The sequence below is a fragment of the Nocardia sp. NPDC020380 genome (assembly GCF_044386975.1).
GTDB lineage: Bacteria > Actinomycetota > Actinomycetes > Mycobacteriales > Mycobacteriaceae > Nocardia.
In genome coordinates, this window is sequence record NZ_JBIRVQ010000019.1 from 107,107 (window position 1) to 128,346 (window position 21,240).

The 21,240-nt window shown below is 63.1% G+C and carries 18 protein-coding genes; 5 read left to right on the plus strand and 13 right to left on the minus strand.

Annotated elements, in window-relative coordinates; translation table 11 throughout:
* Positions 1–47: 47 nt before the first annotated feature.
* Entirely contained in the window at positions 48–461 is a 414-nt protein-coding gene (locus ACH438_RS39935; RefSeq protein ID WP_397015251.1) for a hypothetical protein, read from the minus strand.
* Positions 462–588: 127 nt separating this feature from the next.
* On the minus strand, positions 589–1,152 hold the full coding sequence (locus ACH438_RS39940) for a hypothetical protein (RefSeq protein WP_397015253.1): 564 nt from the start codon (positions 1,150–1,152) through the stop codon (positions 589–591).
* Between the two features lie 277 nt (positions 1,153–1,429).
* Between ACH438_RS39940 and ACH438_RS39945 the strand changes: the two genes are divergently transcribed.
* From ACH438_RS39945 to proS, 4 genes are all read left to right on the plus strand, one after another.
* Positions 1,430–2,563, plus strand: a complete 1,134-nt coding sequence (locus tag ACH438_RS39945) for a GAF domain-containing protein (RefSeq protein ID WP_397015255.1) — start codon at positions 1,430–1,432, stop codon at positions 2,561–2,563.
* A gap of 264 nt (positions 2,564–2,827) precedes the next feature.
* Positions 2,828–5,536, plus strand: a complete 2,709-nt coding sequence (locus tag ACH438_RS39950) for an ATP-binding protein (protein WP_397015336.1) — start codon at positions 2,828–2,830, stop codon at positions 5,534–5,536.
* Between the two features lie 25 nt (positions 5,537–5,561).
* Positions 5,562–6,911 (plus strand): hypothetical protein, encoded by a 1,350-nt coding sequence (locus ACH438_RS39955; RefSeq protein WP_397015257.1) that lies wholly within the window; start codon positions 5,562–5,564, stop codon positions 6,909–6,911.
* Between the two features lie 89 nt (positions 6,912–7,000).
* A complete protein-coding gene (proS, locus tag ACH438_RS39960; protein WP_397015259.1) occupies positions 7,001–8,440 on the plus strand; it encodes a proline--tRNA ligase in 1,440 nt (479 codons plus the stop codon).
* Between the two features lie 124 nt (positions 8,441–8,564).
* Here the strand turns inward: proS and ACH438_RS39965 are convergent, their stop codons facing one another.
* The 3 genes from ACH438_RS39965 to ACH438_RS39975 form a co-directional block, all read right to left on the minus strand.
* The gene (locus tag ACH438_RS39965; protein WP_397015261.1) at positions 8,565–9,236 is read right to left on the minus strand and encodes a hypothetical protein; all 672 of its coding nucleotides are present in this window, start codon (positions 9,234–9,236) and stop codon (positions 8,565–8,567) included.
* Between the two features lie 265 nt (positions 9,237–9,501).
* A complete protein-coding gene (locus tag ACH438_RS39970) occupies positions 9,502–9,759 on the minus strand; it encodes a hypothetical protein (protein ID WP_397015263.1) in 258 nt (85 codons plus the stop codon).
* Positions 9,756–10,733, minus strand: coding sequence for an N-6 DNA methylase (locus ACH438_RS39975; RefSeq protein WP_397015265.1), 978 nt, complete (start codon positions 10,731–10,733; stop codon positions 9,756–9,758). The genes ACH438_RS39970 and ACH438_RS39975 overlap by 4 nt, the downstream gene beginning before the upstream one ends.
* A 191-nt stretch (positions 10,734–10,924) precedes the next feature.
* Here ACH438_RS39975 and ACH438_RS39980 point away from each other — a divergent pair, with 191 nt between their 5' ends.
* The gene (locus ACH438_RS39980; RefSeq protein WP_397015267.1) at positions 10,925–11,125 is read left to right on the plus strand and encodes a hypothetical protein; all 201 of its coding nucleotides are present in this window, start codon (positions 10,925–10,927) and stop codon (positions 11,123–11,125) included.
* Positions 11,126–11,391: 266 nt separating this feature from the next.
* Here ACH438_RS39980 and ACH438_RS39985 read toward each other — a convergent pair whose 3' ends face one another.
* The 8 genes from ACH438_RS39985 to ACH438_RS40020 form a co-directional block, all read right to left on the minus strand.
* Positions 11,392–11,931 carry a restriction endonuclease gene (locus ACH438_RS39985; RefSeq protein ID WP_397015269.1) on the minus strand — a complete coding sequence of 180 codons (540 nt, stop codon included), beginning with the start codon at positions 11,929–11,931 and terminating at the stop codon, positions 11,392–11,394.
* The gene (locus ACH438_RS39990; RefSeq protein WP_397015271.1) at positions 11,928–12,860 is read right to left on the minus strand and encodes a hypothetical protein; all 933 of its coding nucleotides are present in this window, start codon (positions 12,858–12,860) and stop codon (positions 11,928–11,930) included. Before ACH438_RS39990 ends, ACH438_RS39985 begins: the two co-directional genes overlap by 4 nt.
* 266 nt (positions 12,861–13,126) lie before the next feature.
* Positions 13,127–14,305 (minus strand): exonuclease domain-containing protein, encoded by a 1,179-nt coding sequence (locus ACH438_RS39995; protein WP_397015273.1) that lies wholly within the window; start codon positions 14,303–14,305, stop codon positions 13,127–13,129.
* Positions 14,306–14,620: 315 nt separating this feature from the next.
* Positions 14,621–16,126, minus strand: a complete 1,506-nt coding sequence (locus tag ACH438_RS40000) for an aldehyde dehydrogenase family protein (protein ID WP_397015275.1) — start codon at positions 16,124–16,126, stop codon at positions 14,621–14,623.
* A gap of 7 nt (positions 16,127–16,133) precedes the next feature.
* On the minus strand, positions 16,134–16,877 hold the full coding sequence (locus ACH438_RS40005) for an NTP transferase domain-containing protein (RefSeq protein ID WP_397015277.1): 744 nt from the start codon (positions 16,875–16,877) through the stop codon (positions 16,134–16,136).
* Positions 16,874–17,812 (minus strand): hypothetical protein, encoded by a 939-nt coding sequence (locus tag ACH438_RS40010; RefSeq protein WP_397015279.1) that lies wholly within the window; start codon positions 17,810–17,812, stop codon positions 16,874–16,876. The genes ACH438_RS40005 and ACH438_RS40010 overlap by 4 nt, the downstream gene beginning before the upstream one ends.
* A complete protein-coding gene (locus tag ACH438_RS40015; protein ID WP_397015281.1) occupies positions 17,809–19,983 on the minus strand; it encodes an alpha-hydroxy acid oxidase in 2,175 nt (724 codons plus the stop codon). Before ACH438_RS40015 ends, ACH438_RS40010 begins: the two co-directional genes overlap by 4 nt.
* The gene (locus tag ACH438_RS40020) at positions 19,980–21,125 is read right to left on the minus strand and encodes an SPL family radical SAM protein (protein ID WP_397015283.1); all 1,146 of its coding nucleotides are present in this window, start codon (positions 21,123–21,125) and stop codon (positions 19,980–19,982) included. The genes ACH438_RS40015 and ACH438_RS40020 overlap by 4 nt, the downstream gene beginning before the upstream one ends.
* Between the last annotated feature and the right edge of the window lie 115 nt (positions 21,126–21,240).

The window sequence follows — 21,240 nt, forward strand, 5'->3', positions numbered from 1 at the left end:
TGAGCAGCTCCCCACTCGATCCAGCCAGACTCCCTACCCGGGTGGCTTCACGAAAGATCCAGCGGTGAACCCAGTTTCAGTAGAATGCCCGCAAGATCGTTGGGGTCGAACTCATCGCCCCGCAGGGATATGCCTTCGACCTCGCCATCACGGGCCGCCATGATCAGTCGCAGCGTCACGTCAATCGACTCCACTGCCTCACCTGTACCGGTCAGGTACACGGCGGGAACGCCGAAGTGCTGTGCCACCGCTTCCAGAACATCCGTTAGGTCTGTCCAATCCGAGTCGCGTTCGCCGCGGCGGATCTTTTCGACCTCCTCGGGGGCGACAGCGCGGGCGAGGGTGGCGCCCACACCGTTCGCGATCTCCGCGCTCGTTTGCTCGGGTGTGCCTCGGCGATGGAAGGTGGCGAACAACTGATTGAACCGCACGCTCAGCCGCCGGGTGTTCTCCTCGGCCATTTCGCACCTCCTGTCCGTCTCTACTCGTCCCGAGTTTGGGGCGTTTTCGCAGGTACAAGCCGTACTGTACCGCTAGAAACCGCCCGTGATCAGCTGATTCACGGCGGGCGATGGCGACTCGTGTTCCTCATCGTTTGCCCTGTCGTGACTCGAACCGATCCTCGAACCGTTTGAAGGTTCCCTCGTCCAATTCCTCGCCTCGTCCCATCAGCCAGCGCCGGTACAGCTTCTCCTCGCGGTCTGGATCGTCTGGCGATACCGGCTCAGCGAGTGCCTCACCGAAGGCGAGCTCAATCAGTGGATGCGGCTGCTGCCCACGGTTTTGTTCGAGTAGGTCGGTAGCGAATGGGGCGACAAGGGCCCCGATCGCTTTGCCAATCCCGTCAACTGCGTCCGCCCATTGGGTCACAGTGGCGGACCGGAGCGCATGATGCGCGTTCAACAAGGGGAGCAGCTGATCGAGACTTATGTTCAGCGAGGTGACCCCCGGCTCGAGTGGTCGGCGGTCACCGTTGATCACGATCGGGGGGCGTCCATCTCGGTATGCAGCCAAGGCTGAACCTGGCAACCACCCATGGACTTCGTCGTACCGCTCGAACGTGCTCGCGTGCACGTTTTTGCGGAGTCGGTTAGCTTCAGCCTCTACCTGAGTTGAGACCGACGGCCCGTGCCGCGCGCGGATCGCCGCCATACTCTCACCCCGGCGGGCCTCACGCAGCACCCGAGCAAAGTACTCGCCATGGGCACCCATATCACTATCGTACTTCGAAAATCTTCTGAAAAATAGCCACGCATCGCCTCTTCGCAGGCCAGATCACCCCAGCACATCATCGATGTGGTGAAAATATGTTGAATTAGCAAGACAGACCAACTAGTCTTATGTGAAGCAGGTCACACCCGATTGGCTGTTTCGGTCGTTGGGGACCGACCTTGGAACCAGAAGTCGTACGGCTGTGAGGTGAGCAAAGATGACCGAACTGCCTGATCCCTCCGGGCCGAGGCCCGCGGATATGCCTCGACACAGCCCGAACTGCCTCCATGCAGACGGGCTCCATGTACCGAACCATTGGGTTGTCGTCGAAACGCTCGGTAGGCTCAGCGAATCTGCCGTCATTCTCGACGACATGTATCCGCGGCGATTCACCAAGCTGAATCGTGCCACCATCGCGATAAGCACCTCGATCGCTCGAGAACTACATCGGTTGGTCGAGTGCTGCACAGCAAGTCGCCGAACCGAATCGACCGACACCAGGTTGCCGTGCGCAGCGATGATCCGTCTCATTGCTGAACCAATATTCGGGCCCTACGGGCAAGTGCGCGCCGTCGCACTGTGGGCTGGCACAGTCGGCACGGTGCCACCGACAGCGCCGACCGTCGGTGTTGTGGAATGGGATTCGACTCTTACAGTCGCAGTCTCCACCGGCGCGGCAGCCCTGTTGCTCGTCGATCAAGCCCCGAAGCCGAGGATGCTGCCCGAGATGTTGTCGAGCCTCGGCTGGATCAACGACCGGTCCGAATTCATGGCACTGTTCAGATTGACCGACCCGATCGATGCCTGGTCAGGCACTGCGGCAAGGCGTTTCGACGATGGGACTCGACACCAGTTCCACATCGTCGCTCGCGCCTCCGGCACCGGGGCCAACCGAACCGTTCGCGCGATCGTATGCGATACACCCGAAGCCCAACTGCCCTCGAAACCAGATCTCTACTGCAGCGCGATCCGACATGTGCCGATCCTGCGTGGCCACGCCCTGGCCCTGGTTGACCTCAATTCCATAGCCGTACACGACTGGGTAGCAAACGACGGCGATCCCATTGCCGGCTGGTGCCACCATCAGCCCTATGTCCACCCGGCTGATAAAGAACTGCTGTTCACCACATGTCGTGACATGCTCTCCGGCATCACACTGACGGCACACATCGAAGCGCGACTTCGCTTCGACCCAGCGGACGACTGGATCCGACTTGATTCCCGATGGACCCGCGTAACCTCCGACGATCAGCCACAGGCGCTCGTCGATGTCACCACGATCCCCCCGAATCCGCCATCCATAACCGACGAATGCGAACGCTGTCACCAACTTCCGCGCAACGCTGCCTGACGTTGATACCCCCTTGCGGTGCAACAGCTCTGACGCATCACGACAGATCGAGGACGTCGTCGAGCGCAACTCACCCGGCACCGAGAAACTCCCGCTCGCGGTCAGGAAGGTGCCCTCACAGCAGTAGGATCTGGGACTGCGACGCTACGTATTGCCTTACGCCAAGCCATATTTCGAGCCTGGATCACGGTATGATCTCGGTCGTGAGTTGAGGATCCGGCTCGCGAAGCGGGCGGGTCCGGGCAGGGGGCCGTGTTGTCGAGGGTGCGGCGTTGGTCGGGCCGGGAGGTCCGGGCACTTCGTGAGGCCCGGCGGATGAGCGTGCGCGAATTCGCCCGACATCTCGGCGTCAGCGATCGACTCGTATCGAAGTGGGAATCCGGCGGTGAGACGACCTTCCCGCGCCCCGTGAATCAGGCGCTGCTGGATCGTTCGCTCAGCACCGCGGACGATGAGGCAAAGTCCGTTTTCGCCGAGTCGACTTCGACAGATTCCGTGGTTGCGCGCGATCTTCCGACGTTGTGCCAGTTGATGCCGGATATTCAGGACTTCACGGGCCGGACTGACGAAGTCCACCACCTGGGCGGGCAACTCGAGTCTGATCCCGGCACCGCGGTTCGGCTCGTCGCAGTTCACGGCACTGCGGGCGTCGGCAAGACAACATTGGTCACGCATGTGGCGCACCGCGTACGACACCGCTTTCCGGACGGGCAGTTGTACGTCAATCTCCGCGGGGCGCAGGCCCAGACGATCGACGCCAACGACGCGCTCGAACGATTCCTCCACGATCTCGGCTCAGATGTCGAAGACCTTCCCGACGGAGTGGAAGACCGAGCCCGACTATTCAGGGCGGAGTTGTCCGGGCGCCGGATGCTGGTGGTATTGGACAACGCCGGCGACGAAGAACAAGTCCGGCCCCTGCTCCCGGGCAGCGGCGAGTGCGCAGTACTGGTGACGAGTCGGCGACGACTGCTCGGTCTCGCGGGGGTGCGGCATGTGCCACTCGGCGTGATGTCGGCCGAGCAGAGTGTCGAATTTCTGGCGACCGTGATCGGTAGTAAACGCGTCGCAGAGGAGCCCGATGCTGCACGCGAGATCGTTCGGCTTTGTGGGCGTTTGCCTTTGGCTCTTCGGATCGTCGGTGCCCGGTTGGCATCGCGTCCCGCAGGATCCCTGACACGATTCGCCGATCGGCTCCGAGATGAGCACGCTCGCTTGGACGTTCTGCGAGCAGGGGACTTGGAGGTTCGGGCCTCTCTCGGGCTGAGCTACGAAAGTTGTTCCCCCGAAGTGCGATACGCGTTCAGACTCTTGGGAATGCTGGAGGCGAGCGAAATCCCGACCTGGGCGCTTGCACTGCTGGCGGACGTACCGATCGACGCCGCGGAGACTCTTCTGGAAGAGCTGGTCGACGCCGAACTGGTCGAGCCCGTTTCCGAAGCGGCTGACACCGGCCGGTACCGCCTGCACGACCTGCTGCGATTGTTCGCACGTGAACGGCTCGAAGCGGAGGAGACAACCGCCTCAAGAGTGCTGGCGGCGCGGCGACTTCTGCATGAGTACACCCGAGCCTGCGAGTATGCGACGTCCCGCATCGAACTCGGTGGTCGGCAGGCAGCCGAACCAACGTTGCCCGAAGTCAAGGCGGCCGTCGACTCCGATGTGCGTGCATGGTTCCGAGCCGAGAGATCGGGCCTGGTCACGGCAGTGACGCTGGCCAATGACCTCGAGCTTCGGACCGAAACGTGGCAGCTGGCGGAGCAAGTCGGCGCGCTGTTGCAGTGGCAATCCGGTTGGAACGAATGGGAGCAAGTCCTCGAATTGGGCCTGACAGCCGCAGTGCTGGAGGGCGAGACCGCCGGAGAAGCGCGAATTCGGTGCAGTCGCGGCCTTTTGCGCCGGGCACAAGGCCGATTTGGCGAGGCCATCGACGAGCTTCAGCACAGCGCGATGACGTTCGTCGAAGTCGGCGACGACTTCCAGTACGCGGTCGTGCAGCGGCAACTCGGCGACACCTTCCGCTACACCGGACGGCTCAGAGACGGAGTGGACAAATTCTCCGCTGCTCTGACCTACTTCGAAACCGGCGGAAACCCGCGGATGACAGCCGGAGCGCTGAACGGACTCGGCGACATCTACCGGGGTCTGAGTCGCTGGGACGAGTCGACACGTTGTCTGAACCGCGCCATCGACATCTACGCCGAGCTCGGCGACCAGCGCGAGCACGCCCGCGCGTTGGTCCGATTGGGCATCGTCTGGCGTGACCGCTGCCGATACGACCACGCCGAGGACCTCTACATGCGAGGGCTGCAGGTCTTTCGGCAACTCGGAGACCGGCGGTGGGAGGCGCGCGCCGCGCGACATCTCGGAATCCTCCAACGAAACAGAGGACGGGTTCCCGCCGCTCTCGAACAGTTCGCCGAGGCACTGACTGGCTTCGAATCGCTCGCCGATCACCGCGGAGTCGCGGTGACGCTGCGCAACATCGGTGACGCGCACCGGATCGCGAAGGATCTTCCTGCGGCCGAGGAGGATTTGAGTGAGGCTCTTCGGCGATTCCTCGAACTCGGCGACTTGAGATGGGAAGCCCGGACCCGGATGAGCCTTGCGGGCCTCGACTGCTCGCGTGGCCGTTACGAAACATCGGAGAGCCACCTCGAGGCAGCCTTGGCGACCTTGACCAAGATCGACGATCGTCCGGGGCAGGCGCGAGCCTTGCATGGGTTCGGCGTTCTACGACGCGGACAGGAACGATACGATGACTCGCTCCGAGCGTTCGCCAGGTCTCGGGACATCTTCATCCAGCTCGGCGACGAGGTGTGGGCGGCCCGACTGCTAGCCGGTTCCGCCGACACGATGCGCGCGGCGGACGACCTCGGCTGGCAGCGTGCCCTCGCCCATGCTGAGCAGGAGTGCGTCCGCGCGGGAGCTCGGACGCCGGAAGAGGTTCGCAATTGGCTGCTTGAATGGTGAAAACGCCTCACCGCAAGGAGATTCGGTGCCGAACAGGAGTCGCTACGAGAACCTGCTGCATGCTTGGAGCGGATCGCTCGCCCCGCACGCGGCCGCCCTCGCCGAAGCGTCCGCAGCAGCCCGGGCGGCCGTGCCGGTTGACTCCGAACACCAGCAGGCCGTCCGCGACGTCACAGCAGGCGTCGTAGCGCCGGCACTGGTCGGCTACGTGCTGTGGACCCTCAAGCGTGCCGAGTCGCTCGGGCTGGATCGGCTGTGCTTCTTGTCTCGCGACGGACAGGTCTTCCACGAAATCGCTCAGCGACTCGCTCCACGGCTCGCCCCCGGTCTCGAATTGGAATATGCCTACAGCAGTCGCCGCACGTGGAGTCTGGCCGCGGCGGATCTCGCGGACCTTTCTCGTCAAGACTGGCTGTTCAACAGTTTCATCAGGTCCAACGCCGAAGATGTGCTCGCCCGCCTCGGTCTGCCTCCCGAAGATTTCTTGCCACTGATGGAACAGGCAGGTGTGTCGCTCAACCCAGAATTGCGCGCCGACCAAGCTGAGCAAGGCAGCGCTCTCCGTGCGTTCACGGGAATGCCTGCTGTGTCGCGTGTGGCGGCTCCCCGCATCGAACGCATGCGTGAACTCGTCCGCGCCTACGCCGTCCAGACCAGGATTGCGTCCGCCAGGTCGGGCGTGGTCGACGCGGGGTGGACGGGTCGGATGATCGGCGCGCTCACCACCGTCACGGAGGGGCTTCCGCAGCCCCACGTGTTCTTTTGGGCGCACGAACCGCGTGTGACCGGTTGGACCGACCGCGACCGTGTCTCGGCGTACATGTACAACACCGACACCAAGGACGGCGTCGATTTGCGGGTTCCGGATACGCCGTTCGTGATCGAGACGTTCTGCATGTCCGACCACGGCATCGTGGCCGACTTCCAGCGTCTGAAGAACGGTGAGATCGTCCCAGTTCTTGAGTCCGAGACCAACCAGCCGGTGGAAGCGTGGGGACTGAAGACCGTCCGGCACACCATCGACGGCTTCTGCGACGCTCTGCCCACCTCCGCTGCCAAACTGCTGGCGACGACTGACGTCAGACCGCTCATTTCTCTTCTCCTACACACGTTTTGGATCACTCCGACTACCGCTGAAGCGGTCGCATGGGGCGCCTACCCCTATGACAGCGATCCGATGGGCCGGTCGATGCGGCCATTGGCGCGGCCCTTTGACCAGCGCCATCTACGCGACGTAATCGGTGGCGCACCTTTAGCAAAGGGAGATCGAGCGTGGCTTCAGGGATCACTCGCCCTGAGCGGTGAGAAAGGACGTGCTGTGGCGGCCCGGCTGGCTCCGACCTTCGCAGTCGCCGGGGCTCCGGCGACTGACTGATCACGACCGGAATCCCCAGCTCGCGAACGCATACCAGTTGGGTGATGCGAGTCCTAGGAGCCGATCCGCCTCCAGTACCCTCTGTGCACATGGCACGGGATGAGCGCGGCGTGACCGCCCAGAGTGAGGACTTCGCTGCCTGGTACAACGAGGTGGTCTTCAAGGCCGGCCTCGTCGACCGGGGCCCAGCCAAAGGAACCATGGTTATCCGACCGTATGGGTACCGGTTGTGGGAGCAGCTGCAGTCCGAACTCGACCGCCGCATCAAGGAGACCGGCCACGAGAACGCGTACTTCCCGCTCCTGATCCCAGAGAGCTATCTCAGCCGCGAGGCCGAGCACGTCGAGGGCTTCTCACCGGAACTGGCCGTCGTGACCCACGCGGGCGGCAAGGAACTCGAAGAGCCGCTCGTGGTGCGGCCGACCTCGGAGACCATCATCGGCGAGATGATGGCCAAGTGGATCAGCTCGCATCGGGACCTGCCGATGCTGCTCAACCAGTGGGCCAACGTCGTCCGGTGGGAGCTGCGTCCTCGAATGTTCCTGCGCACCACCGAGTTTCTGTGGCAGGAGGGCCACACCGCACACCTCGACGAAGCCGACGCAATGCGTGAGACCATGCTCGCGCTCGACATCTACACGGAGGTCGCGCGGGATCTGGCCGCGATGCCGGTGGTCCCGGGTGAGAAGACCCCCGGTGAACGATTCGCCGGAGCGGTCTCAACCTTCACCATCGAATCCATGATGCGAGACGGCCGCGCACTGCAGGCCGGAACCTCGCACTACATGGGCGTGAACTTCGCACGCGCCTTCAACATTCGCTACACCGGCGAGGCCGGAACCGAAGAACTGTGCCACACCACGTCCTGGGGCATGAGCACCCGGATGATCGGCGGCATCGTCATGACCCACGGCGACGACAAAGGTCTGGTGTTCCCGCCCCGCCTCGCGCCCTACCAGGTCGTGATCGTCCCGATCATTCGCGGCGGCAATGTCGCGGTCGAGGAAGCCGCCGAGAACTTAGCGCGTCGGCTGCGGGCAGTCGGAGTGCGCACCCACGTCGATGCCCGGACCCAGGTCTCACCGGGCTTCAAGTACAACGAGTGGGAGATGCGCGGCGTCCCAATCCGCTTGGAACTCGGCCCTCGCGATCTCGAATCGGGCACCGCGATGATGGTGAAGCGACTTGGCGACGAGGGCAAGCAGTCGGTGTCACTCGAGAACCTGCCGGATGTCATGCCGGGCATTCTCGACGACTTCCAAGCCTTCCTCCTGGCCCGCGCCACAGAGTTCCGCGACAGCCACACCCGCGCCGTCGACTCCTGGGACGACTTCGCCGACGCGGTGTCCACGGGCTGGGCGCTGGCCCTGCACTGCGGAATCCCCGCTTGCGAGGACGACATCAAGTCTGTGACGGCGGCTACACCGCGCTGCATCCCGCTCGACGGCACGCCTGACGCGGGCAATTGCGTGCGGTGTGGCGCACCCTCCGCCTACGGCAAACGGGTGATCTTCGCACGGGCCTACTAGTCGACCGCGCCGCCCCGTGCGCGTACGGGTGCGCGGAGTGACCGCGACTGGACGCCTTCCTGCCCGGCGGCACGGGTGCGGAAATCCGTTCCCGCGCCGCCGGGCGTCTACCGCACTTGATGGGTCAGCACCGGATGCGTTGCCAACGGCCATTTTCGGTACGCGCGAATCCCCAGTCGCCGGGAAATTCGATGTGCTGGTCGTTATGTTCGCGCGCGGCGGCGAGAGCGCGACCGAGCCCCACCAGGATCTCCTTGTAAGGACAGCCGGTACAGGTGAGGTGGTGGACTTCGTCGAGGCTCAGCGCCCATGACACGACACCTAGCGTTAGGACCGGGTAGCCGCGGGTGCGGTTCATTGTGAAGTCGAGGAACGGGCTCACGTCTACGAGGAGAATGTCACCGGACCGATGGTCGGTCACCTCCGGGCGGGCGAGGAGTTGTCGGCCTGTGGCGGTGCCGAGCACGGAACGGTCGTCATCGTCGTACACGAGTCGATAGGTGGCGCCGGCGCGCAATCCAGTCGAAGGCGCGAAGAGCTCTCCGTCTGCGCCCCATAACCTCGCGGTCAAGTCGTCCGTGACCTGTGCGGCGGTGCGATGAATGTACAAGGCGGCGGTGTAGGAAATGCCGCGGGCACGGGAGTCGGCGCGTGCGGCGCGGGACGCGGCACTGTTGTTCCTGGTCAACGGGGCCCAGTTTCCGGCGGTGACGGCCACGCCCATCACCGCCTGGATATCGAATGCTTCAGCGGCGCAGGGTTCCGCGACGGTCGAAGACCCTTCGGTTGTCGTCACCGGTCCGGCGTGGACGGACATCGGCTCGAACTCCGGCCAGCGGTATTGGCACGTGTGGTGCGGGCCCAACTATAGAGCCCTGCTGGTGAATCCAGTCGTCGGCGCGCAGGGAAGCCCAGGTCGACCCGGCAGGCCGCGCTGCCGTTCACCGAGCACCGCGCCTCGGGTCAACGGTCATCGCGCGCCCTTCGACCATGCGCTGCCCAGGTTTTGCAGGCGACGTCTCCGACCGGCGCAGCCAAGGGGTACCGGCCAATGCCGCTGATCACGACTGGTCGGTGTGCTGGGACGGGCCGAAAACCATCGAGAGTGAATAGTCGAGTTCCATGTCCGCCGCGGCCTGCTTGCAGCTGTCCCAGGCGGCGGACAGTGCCGAGTTGATCCGGCTCGCTCGAGCGTCCGAGATCCTGTTCTGGATGTCTCGGGCGGCGGCGGTTCCCAGCGAGGACCCGGAGATCAGTTCGTCGATGTCGACCATGCTCTGGGAGCGAGGGAAACCGATATCGGTGTTGTGGTCGGTCATTTCGGCTCCTTGCCAGCCAGTCGTCCGATCCATTCCACGTTCTTGGCGAGCGTCGACCAGCGTTGCTCCACCACGCGTGCGGACCTCTCCCCGTAGATTTCCGCGATTTCCCGGGTCGAGTATCCACACGCTTTACCCCACACGATGTTTCGGTCCCGCGGGGACAGTTCAGCCATGTACTCGTGCAGAATCAGCTGGTCGATGGCCTCCTGGCTCGGGTCCGGGATGTGGAAGTCCTGGCTGGGCCTGGTGATCTCGTGGCGCAGCGCGGCCTGATGAATTTTGCGGGCGCGTTCGTCGGCGCGCCGCTGTTTGCTCAGTTCGTTCGCCGTCGCGTGGAGGCAGGCGACCGCGAAGTAGGTCGTGAGGGCGGCTCCGCCGTCGGTGCGCCATCCGGTGCCCTCGAGGCAGCGGCGGCGGAAGGTGTGCAACGCGGTCATCGCCGCCATGTTCACCAGCGACGTCCGAAACTCCGTGTCGTAGATGATCCGGTCGGCCTCGCATACGGACGGGGTGAACACGATCCCCTTGTGCTTGAACATCTCGAACAGGTGCCCCGCACACATCCACGCTTCGAGCACCCCCATGCCGTATTTCAGGAGCTTGTCCTTGAACGTCTCCCACACGGGACCCTCGAACCCGACTGACTGCAACGCAGCGAACAGCTTGGCGTCGCCCGCGATCTGCTCGCGGTGAGCCGCCTCGACGAGAAAGCCCTCCAGTATCTCCAACAGACTGCGAGCATTCTCCGCATCGAAGCTGAGCGTTTGTGTGATGGCTGGGATCTCGGGGATCTCGCCCATCCGAGCATCAGCCATTCGAGTCGGAGACCTCTTGACCTGGATCAGGATGCCCCCGGTGCCGCAGGCAGGGTCCTGGATGGGGACCACGTAGTCGGCCATGTGGTCGGCCATCATTCCGCTCACCAGGTCAGGTGTGTAGAAGGTCCCGCCGCGGTTGTCATCGGTAGCCACATGTGCTCCATTCTTCACGGTCCTGGGCCAGATGCTCTCCTGGCCGATACAAACCCCCGGCGACGACCGGATACCTCGGTTATATGTGGCGATGGGAATCCATACACAGGCTGGAATCGCCGAATTCCCAACATGTCCGATACACGCGAGGACCAGTGCATTGCGCGCCGGACGCCGCATACAAACCCGGCATGATCGACCACATCCTCACCGGCGCCGGGGCTGTCAGCGCACTCGGTGGTTTTGTCTGGTGGCTGCGCCACGACGGCGCGGTCCGCCTCTACGCCGGAATCGTTGCCGTCCACCACCCCGACCGTGCCCGCCGCCGCGACGCCCGCGCGGTCCTTGACGCCACCAGCATCGCCCCGAGAGAGCGCCGTCCGAGATGTTGACGACGAGCGGCAGAACGCTCCACCGACCGTGTGCTGATCGCCGGCTATCCGTCCGCGCCCCGACTAGCTGAGGAGTGCGCCATGCCGGAACTTGTTGCGTAGGTGGGTAACTGGTGCACCCTTGCCAGGACGTTCGAGGACGTCGAACAGGCCACACTGTTTGAGGAACTGTCCTGTTCTGCCGCCTATACGAACGCCAGGTGGTCGTCAGAGCCCATTCTCAACCGGTTCCGGTCGAATGTTCAGCAGCCTCGACGTAATCACACTCAGGGGGCGCCCACACCGCCGCGCATATACGCGGTCAGGAATCGACGCAAGATCAGCTCAACGAAGTCACTTGTGCACGTAAGCTTCTCGATATCCTCTGTCGTGATAATCAGGACCTTGATTCCGCGAGCGATCGCGCCAATGCCCAAGGCGTGAGCATTCGTATGATCATGGGCATCTCCTGTGATCCCGTTGGCCGCTATCAGAATGCCGCACTCCACGCTGCGATTTGCCAGGATGTTCACGAAGTAGCCCAGCGTGCTGCTGTCTACGGGACGGCTCCAGTTCTTGCACTCAATCAAGATCACATGTGGTAGGGCGTGAAAACCGTCTTGGTGCTTGCCGTTGCACACGCCAACATCGATTTGCTCGGTGTCAAAGTAGCTCACTCCGTTGTGTTCGGCGAAGCATCCGGGCACCGCATCGAAGAGATGGAGCGCAAGTGCCTCGTAGGCTTTTCCCTGAGCGTCGGTGTCGGGTGCAGTTCGTGCATTTTGTAGATGGCGCTGAATTTCAGCTGGGTCGATGCCGCGCATCATCCGTGCACCATCTGGTTTCGAGCTCCCACCAGAAGAGCGTCCAGCTGGTTGTCGAGTACCTTCCGGTAGAAATCGGTGAGGCTCATCGCCCAGACCATGGGGTAGTTCGCAGATGCGCTCAGCGCCGGCAACCCATCCGGTGCATCGTAAAGCAGTAAACCGATTGCTTGGTGACTCGAGCGCACATATTGTGAAAGCTGCTCTAGTGCGGCGCTTACGGTCTTGGTTCCACGCGAACCCTTCACGACTTCCACCAGAACCGTTTCACTGAAAGTCGGGACAGAAAAAGCGAGATCCACCCCGGCATCGTTGGAGATGCGTACTTCGCGCTGCGCAATCGCGCCGTGCGCTGTCAGCAGTTCTTCAATGAACTTGACTATGTCCGCCTCGCGCTCCATGCGTTTCGGTGGCCGAAGCGATTGCGTAGCAAGAAACTCTTGAATCAGCGATGAGATCTTCGTTGCCTTGCCGGTCCCTGTAGGACCGAAGATGAGTGCTGGTCGCTGCGCCCTCTGCGAGTCGTAGAAGTCCCAGAGGTCCGACTGAATCCGTTGTCGACGAAGGCGTTCCAAGAACAAGCCAACGTGGAAGCTAAGAGCCTCGCGGTTTTCCTCAGTCGCTCTGACCGTCATTAGATCGCCCAAACCGGGCAGGGGCGGTTCGTTGGGATCTACGATCACCAGAAGTGAAACCCGTCGGGCGACGGCGATTCCGAGTTCGATGAACAGTGCCGCCCGCGCGCCGCTGTTGTGTTCCGTGCCTGGCGGAATCACCGCGATGCCGCAATCGAAGCGGTCGATCGCCTCCCCGGCGAGATCTGCGCCAGCACCCAGATGAGAACTTAGTTCGAAATCGACCTCGCGATCCTTCAGAATTTCGAATAGGACGTCCAGGTCTAGTGAGGCGGGCTTCATGACCAGACACAGCATGATCAGATCCTACTCACCACCACCGACAGGCGAACGACGTCGCGAACCGAACATGGCGGTGACAAGGTCTTGAAGTAGTTGTGTGAGTTGCGTTTTCGGCGTGTCGCTAGAAGAAGGATGGCCCTGGTGTTGCGGTTAGCGAGATGCCACTTGGCAATCCTCACCGAAAGACGCTGCCGTGCTTGTGTTCTCGTCATCACCTGTGCCCGTTGCGGACGCCGAATCGACCTTGACCGATCAGGGGGCCACGCTCGACACCTGCCGGATCATCGCCGGTTGCTCCTCATCCATGCCGATGTGCAGCAGTATTCGCAGGGGACGAGTTCGCCGAGGTTGAGTGTGTGCCAATCGACGCCGACGACGTCATGCACGTTCATGCCCTGATGGTGGGCTTGGCGCTGCCCCTCGAGCAGCCAGTGGCAGTCGGGGTCGTTGTGGTAGGAGCGTCCTGCCTTGGTGCGGAATCCTCGCGGAAGCACGTTGGTCGGCGGCGGCTTGCACAAGTCGCACCATCCCGCGGGCAGATCGTGGATGCAACGGGTGCTTTCGGCTGGAGGCGTCGATTGCGGCTCGTCCGTCGGCGGGGCCGCGTCGACGGGGATCCACCCTCGCTTCCGCGCCTCGCTCCATACCGCCAAAACGGATCGTTCGTGTCGCTCGGCGATGTCGGCCCAGGGGAGTTCGGCGGAGATCTCACTATTGAGCTGTTCGCGTTCGTCGTCGGTCCATCGTTTGTGGGACTGGCCGGTGCGTTCTGCTCCCTTCTTCGCCGGAGCGGGGACGGGGTCGACGATGTCGATTACGGGCCAGCCCAGGTTCGCGTCCTGAGCCAGGTAGGTCCGGCCGGTCTCCCGTTCGCGCCGGGCGAGGTATTCGCGCCGCCAGCGTCGTTGCGCCGAAGTGATGAAATAGCCGCTCTCCTGGGCGATTCGAGGATATCGAGCTGCCAGGGAGACCGCGACCGCTTTCGCGGCTCGCGCGTCGCACAGCGGGTCGTGCTCGTTCGTCAGCTCGACGTCGTAGCGTGCAGCCAGTGCGGACAAGCGCCTCGATTCCTGCCGAGTGGGGTCCTGATGCCAATCCAGGATGAGGGGGTCGACGACCATGATGTTCGCCCAATCCGGCTGTGGAATCCCGTGCCGATTGAACTCGCGGTACAGCATGGTCAGGTCAAATCGGGCGTTGAAGGCCACCAGCAATGTGTTCGTGGAGATCGCCTGCCGGAGTTCATCCGCGACGGCGGTGAAGACTTCTGCGGGCGGTCGTCCGCTACGCGCGAGGAGTGCGTTCGTCAGCCGATTCACCGCAGTCGCGGCCGGCGGGATCGGCACGCCCGCGTCGACGAGCCAAGTCCGCTCCTGACCGTCGCTGCGCACGAAACCAATGCTCAGCACGCGATCTCGGTTGACGTCGGTACCTGTCGTCTCCGTATCGAGGCTCGCCATAGGCAGGCGATGCCACCCGTCGTGGTCGCCGATCGGAGGATTCGCGCAAGGGTGGCACAGAATCATCCAGCCGTTCAACGTCTTTCGGACGGTTCCTTCTCGAGGCGGGACGAGGGCATGGCATCTGACGCATTTCCCCTCCCTGTCATTCGCGATGTCCATGAGTTGTATTTACATCCCGCCACCGACAGGTTTCCATCGAAAAATAGATCCCGACCTGTCGTTTTGTCAATTGAACATCCAATTGCACTTGCATTTGCAAGCGGATTGACTCGTGTTGCAGCAGTGCAGCGTTCATGTGCTCTTTGCCGAGTCCTATTGGAGTTCGACCCATGTCGTCTTTAGGTCGGAGTACTTGTCCAGTGCTGCAAGGCTCTTCGATCGTCCGTACCCCGATCTCCTGACGCCGCCGGATGGAACGCTGAGGTCATCGGACTCGAACCCGTTGATCCACACGGTTCCGACCTTCATCCGCTTCGCTGATCGAAGGGCGGTGTCCAGCGAACCCGTCCATATCGACGCCGCCATGCCGAAGCCAGACCGCGCCGCTGTCGTCACCGCGTCACCGATTTCCTCAAAGGTGGACATAGCAGCGATCGGACCGAAGACCTCCACATTCAGCAGGCGAGCCTCTGGCGGGAGGTTGACGAGAAGCGCTGGGGACAAGTAGTAGCCGCCGCGCAAGACTTCGATTCGCTCACCACCGACAGCCAGCTTGCCGCCCATTGCCGTCGATTCCGAAATCGACTGGCACACAGACTCATACGCGGGTTCCGATATGATCGGTCCGACATCGGTGGTCCATGAGAGCGGGTCGCCCACGGAAAGCTCCTCCGCGGCGCGGAGCCAGCAACTTACGAACTCGTCGGCGATTCGCGTATGGACGAACAATCGTGCTGCGCCGGTGCACATCTGGCCTTGATTGAAGTACGCGCCCCAGACGATCCGCCGGACGGCCTGATCGATGTCGGCGGTGTCGGGGCAGACGATCACCGAGGACTTGCCCCCTGTCTCCGGCCAGACGCGTTTCCCGTTGCTATCGGCGCTGTAGCGCATGAAGGCGCGACCGGTCGCAGGTGAGCCAGTCACCGAGATGATGTCGATGTCTGGATGTTGCCCCAGCGCCGTGCCGGAGACGGCGCCCAGTCCAGGCAGGACGGCTAGCACGTCGCCCGGGACGCCGGCGTCGAGGGCGAGCTCGCAGCAGCGTAGGACGCTGAGCGGGGCCTTCTCGGATGGTTTGACCAGGACGGAGTTTCCGAGTGAGAGTGCCGGTGCGACTTCGTAACCGATCGCGGCGAGCGGGAAGTTCCACGGGGTCACCACTCCTATGACGCCTGCGGGTTCGCGTGCAACGATGGCCATCGAATCGGGGCCGGTGTCGGGGTGCGCCCCGGCGTGCTTTCCGATGGCTTCGGCATACCACCGCACGGCTTTCACCACGCTGCGCAGATCGATTTCGAGGCAGTCGCGAATCGGCTTGCCGGTCTCGAGGCAAATCAGTAGCGCCAGGTTCTCTCGATCACGCTCGATGAAGTCGGCCCACCGCAGCAATGTCGTCCGCCGGTCAGCCGGCTGAGCGTTCGACCATTGACCTCGGTCGAAGGCGCGGCGGGCCAGGCGGGCCGCTTGATCGACATCCATTCTGTCGCAGGCTGCCACTCGGGTGATGAGCCGACCGTCACGAGGTGAGAACAGATCCAGAGTCTCGCCTCTGGCCGCTTCTCCGCGTGTGCCTCTAGTCAACAAGCGGCCGTCGAGCGTGAGGTCGTCGAGACGCGCTGACCAGTCGATTGCTGCTGAATCGAAGATAGTGGTCATGGATCCCTCAGTTCTGTTGTGAAGCATGCGAATTGGCGTACATGACCTCAGCGGCTTCAAGCGCCTTCGGCTCGCCCATGTCGAAGACCTCCTCGGCCTGCGAGATCCGCACCGGGCGACCAGCTTTCAGGTACTCGCCATACACCGGGATGACGTAATGCTCTCCGTTCGTCGTAGGCCCGGTCCGAATCAGCCGCTTGGACTCACGGCTGAATTGAGTGCCATCCGAGAACCAGTACAGTCCGGTGCTGGCCCATTCGGAGATGCGGCGCTTCTCGGCGACTTCGAGTACCTGTCCGGACTGGTCGGCACGAGCGAAACTCCAGTGTTCGCCGGGCAGCCCGGCGACCGATATGAGACCGCAAATCCCTTCGGCGCGGGCGGATTCGATGTCATGTCCGATCGACGAGACCACTACGGTGTCGCACGCGGCTATCAGGATGTCGTCGTCTTGGAAAAGTCGCTCGGCCGCGAGAACTGAGCACAACTGGCCCGGCGGCACCGAGTCGACGGCGACGATCTCCACGGGCGAGTCGCTCCAATGCTCTCGCACGATGTCGGAGATGCCGAAATGTCGCTCGTGCTCGGACAGCACCACTGCGATGAACGTGTCGCAGTCGACAGTGCGCAGGCTGTCCATCGCCCACGCAAGCATCGGCCGATCTGCCAGCGGTACAAGTGGTTTGGGCAGATCGCCGCGCGCACCAGCGAGACGGGTGCCTCGACCGGCCATGGGCATGATGATCTTCATCGGAGTACCTCGTTGAGTCGAATCAGGCCGGTCAGATACATCGCGAGCTGACGGGCGGGATGATCTGCATGCAGCGGCGGCATCGACAGGAAGAGCAGTGCCTCGATGAACTGGATTTCCGCCGGGTCGTAGCCATGCAGACCGATCGCGTCGTCGAACCCAGCAGTCAGCGTCTCGGATGCTGCGTTGCGTTGCAGGGCAAGATCGAAGGCGTCTCCGCTTCCGTGGAGCGCGAAGCGGTCTGCGACGATGAAGTCGTATCCACCGACCATGCTGTGGCGGAGTTTCGCGATGTCGTAACGGGGATCGCCACCGGTGCCACGTCTACCGAATCTGCCTCGGGGATCGACCGTCAGCAGCCTTCCGTCATAGGACAGCACGTTCGACAAGCAGAGATCGCCGTGAACGAGCGCGCCATGGAGAGTTCGACCCAACCCGCGGGCACGAAGTTCGATCGCGGGTCGCATCAGCTCGATGCCGTGCAATCGAACGCCGTTGCACCAGAGCGACCGCCGTCCGAGCAGCATCGTCCAGGATCGGCGGGCTTCAGCCAGCTGAGTGAGTCGGCTGAAGGTCTTGCCGACGTACATGGCGACCGCGTCAGCAGCGGAGACGGCCGCAGCGTGTGCCCGCATTCGGTCATGCAGTTCGAGCAGCTCATCGAGCGTGCGTGGCCATCCTGAGGGCTCGTAGTCGGCCACGAATAGGTCCGCTAGATTCAGTGCCGGAACGAACTCCATTGACATCGTGGCTCTTTCGCCGTCGTCTGACCAGCCGTACACCTGCGGAGTGCAGTCCGCGAGATCTGACGGCAGCCGGGTGTACCACTCGTACTCATCGCGTAGGCGCTCTCTTTCGCGGCTGGCCTTGTGCAGTACGCCGTCGGATACGGTGACAGCGTTGAAGTCTCGGCAGGACAACGTCGGACTGCTCACCGACCCCACCGCCTCTGGACGACTGCATCGTCTATCTCCCTGATCGATGCGCACCCGGCGAGAAGCATGGACCGCCGGAATTCGTTGGTCAGGAGATCGAGTGTCTGCGAGACTCCAGCTTCGCCGGCGAGGGCCAATGCGGTAGCGACGGGGCGGCCGACGAAGACCGCATCGGCTCCGAGGGCGATCGCTTTGAGGATGTCGGTGCCGCGACGGCATCCGCCGTCTACGCCCACCTGGGCGTGCCCCGCCACGGCTTTTGATATCGCGGGCAGCTGATGGAGCGTCGCGGGAACGCAGTCCAATTGTCGCCCACCGTGGTTGGAAACGATCACTGCCTGCGCGCCTGCGTCGACGGCGCGTTTCGCATCCTGTTCGGTGAGCACACCCTTCACAGCCAGCGGCGTCTGCAGGTCGGCGGCTACCTTTGCGAGGGTGTCCCACGTCCAGGGGGAACCCACGCCGGACAGGAGTCGCCGGGCGAAACTGCCATCTGGATGATTGCCCGAGAATTCGATCGGTTGGATCGGCGAGCCGATCTGGTCAGCGTGCTCCCGCCATCCGAGGGTCGGGCAGTCGATCGTGATGCAAATCCCTGCGTAGCCGACGGATCGAGCATGGTCGGCCAACTCAAGAAATTCGTTCACTGGGCCGACCGCGTGCAGCTGCATTAGCTTCGGACCGTCTGCCGCCTCGGCGATCTCCTCGAGCGGCCAGAAGGACGCTTCAGCGACGACTGCGGCGAGACCGTGCCTTCGGACAGCACGCACGATCGCCCGTTGCCCGTCCGGGTGCAGGCGACGGTCGCCGCCGATCGGGGAAGTCATGATCGGGGCACACAACGTCATGCCGAGAAACGTTGTCCCTGTGTCCACCTCAGTGACGCCTGCCAGCTGGCGTGGCAGCACGCTCCATCGTGAGAACGCAGTCTCGTTGTCCTGCAAGGATTGTTCGCCGCTCGCGCCGCCCGCGATGTGTGCCCACACGTCAGCGGGCAGCTCAGCACCGGCGTGCTCGAACATCTGCGGCACCGTCGTGAACCGCGCCTTCGGGCGCTGTGTCGTCGTCTGCTGGTTGGCGGCTTGGCGCCGATGCCGTTCGACGCGATGACGAAGTGCTTCGGCGTCTCGCTGGATCTGGTCTTCGTTCATGTCCGCGGTCATCGCAGTCAGGTCGTTGCGGAAAGACCTGTACGCGTCGTGGAAGACCTTGTATTCGTGTGGGATTCGCAGCGCAATGCGTGCTGTCGCCTCCGCGGCGTAGCAGACGGGGTCCGGGTTCTGCAGCGGGTCGCCGGAACGGGTCACGTCGGCGACCGAGTGCCGCCACGGCCCGTGCCGATCGATGAACTGGTCCGCATTCGGCGTCGGATTGAAGATCTCGAACAGCTCGTCGAGCGACGCCAGGTAGCAAGCGAATGCACGCTGGTAGCTCGGCAAATCCAGCGCCATCGTGGTGATGTCGTACCGGTGCGGCCCGGACTTCTGGTATTCGCGACGTTCCTGTGCCGACCGGACCGGGCCTCCGAGAGCTTCGACGATTTCAGCGGCGTCCTGCTGGGTGTCCGTGATGTGGTCCAGCACGTGATCGGTGATGAACCTCAGCGGGGGGAAGAATTGGGTGAGATGCGGCAGATAGCGACCCGCATGAGGATCTGCCAACGCCAGACGCGTCGATCTCGGGTTGAACGATCGCAGATCAGCTGCGTATCCAGACATGGACTCGTCAGCGAGATGGAAGGGCATCCGGGTGCTCCACCAAGGAATTCGGATGCGGCCCCGCGTGATTCGTGTCAGCTGGCCGATCAGTTCAGCAGGGGTCGGCGCGGCGCACAACTGTCCGAGATGGGTTTGGCTGATCACCCAATCCGTCCGGATCTTCGCCACGACATCATCGTCGGCACAGTCGGTCACCGCGGCTTCGAGCAGACGCTGCTGACGACGGAAGTTCCTGAAGGTGTCCACCTCGACAGGCGGCTCGGTGCGCAGTTCAACGGACCGCGCTGCGAGCGCGTCCGCGAGCCACGGCAATCGCGCGACTTCGGAATTCCATGTCGCGACCACCACCTCGTCGCACACGCCCTGCTCGATCAGCGTTCGAGCATCGTCGACAGTCCGAAGAAGCAATCCCGGCGTGCGGATCTGTCCTGTGATCACAATCCTGGTGGTCATCGGCGTGCCGCCCGCCTAGCGACCAGGGTCGTTCTCGCCGACTCCGTCACGACGGACGTGGTGCGATAGCCCACCGGACCGTCGGATCCATCGCTCTTCACGGCCGCGCCGACGAACAATTCACGGCTGTCCCACAACGACTTCACCAATGTCGTCAGCTCCGGGCCCGGCCGGAACTCCTGGTACCAGTGGTCAAATTCGTTCCAATAGACCGTGCCCGGTCGCGTAGAGACCCACGCCGCCATGTCGTACACCGTGGGCAGCTTCCACCGGTAGATGCCTCCCTCGAGCGCTCCGGTCGTCAGGTGGGGGAAGTTCTCCGAAACGAAGAGAGCTCCACCGCGAGTCACACCTTCGCGCAACGGCATCAACGTCGGCGATGCGGGCCCAAGACCGCACGTGACCGCCGCAGATCGCTCGAAGTCAAGGTCGCGGCCATAGGCAGCTCGAAACTCGTCTATCGAATGGCAGTCCGCCGCAGCATCATCCATCACACCGTAAAACGAACCCCAGAACGCCCGCTGCGCTCCGAGCACCGCAGCGAACACATGTCGCCCCGAGATTCCGGCCAACTCGAACCCGAGCTCGTCCATATCCGCCGGCGAGTTCAACCCCGGAATGACCGGAGCGACGTGAAATGACACTGGGATCGATTGGCCGGCTAGGTGTTCCGCGGTTCGGAGCCGATCAGCCGGGCGCGGTGCGCGAACCTCGAGCCTCGACGCGAGAGCCTCGTTCAATGTGATGACCGAGAAGCAGACCTCGACCAGTCCCTCGCGTGCGAGATCGCTCAGGATGTCAACGTCGCGTTCGACCATGGTGCCGCGAGTCAGCAAGAACACCGGAATCCGTTGCTCGAGCGCCGCTTCCAGGACCGTTCGAGTGCGCTTCTCGGTAGCCTCGATCGGCTGGTAGGGATCGGTGCTGGTGCCGATGTCGAGGATTCCTAGATCAGCATCAGCGATCGCCGTGGCGTCGATAGTCCGGACGTGGCGACCGTAGTCGTCCGGGCCTTTGTACAGGCAGTACTGACAGTTGAACGCGCATCCGGAGTAGGCGTCGGCGAACGCCCGCCAATGGTGTGCCCGTAGGGTCTCGATCGAGGTTTGGAAGTCGAACACGCGGGGGATCTCGGTACCCATGGGGCTCTCCTGACCAGCGGAAATCGGTTCTCCGATAATGGGCTTGGAGACGTCCCCTCAATAACGTCGAAATGCCGTGCGACTGCTGTACTTCCGTCGAACAACCGCTGTGATC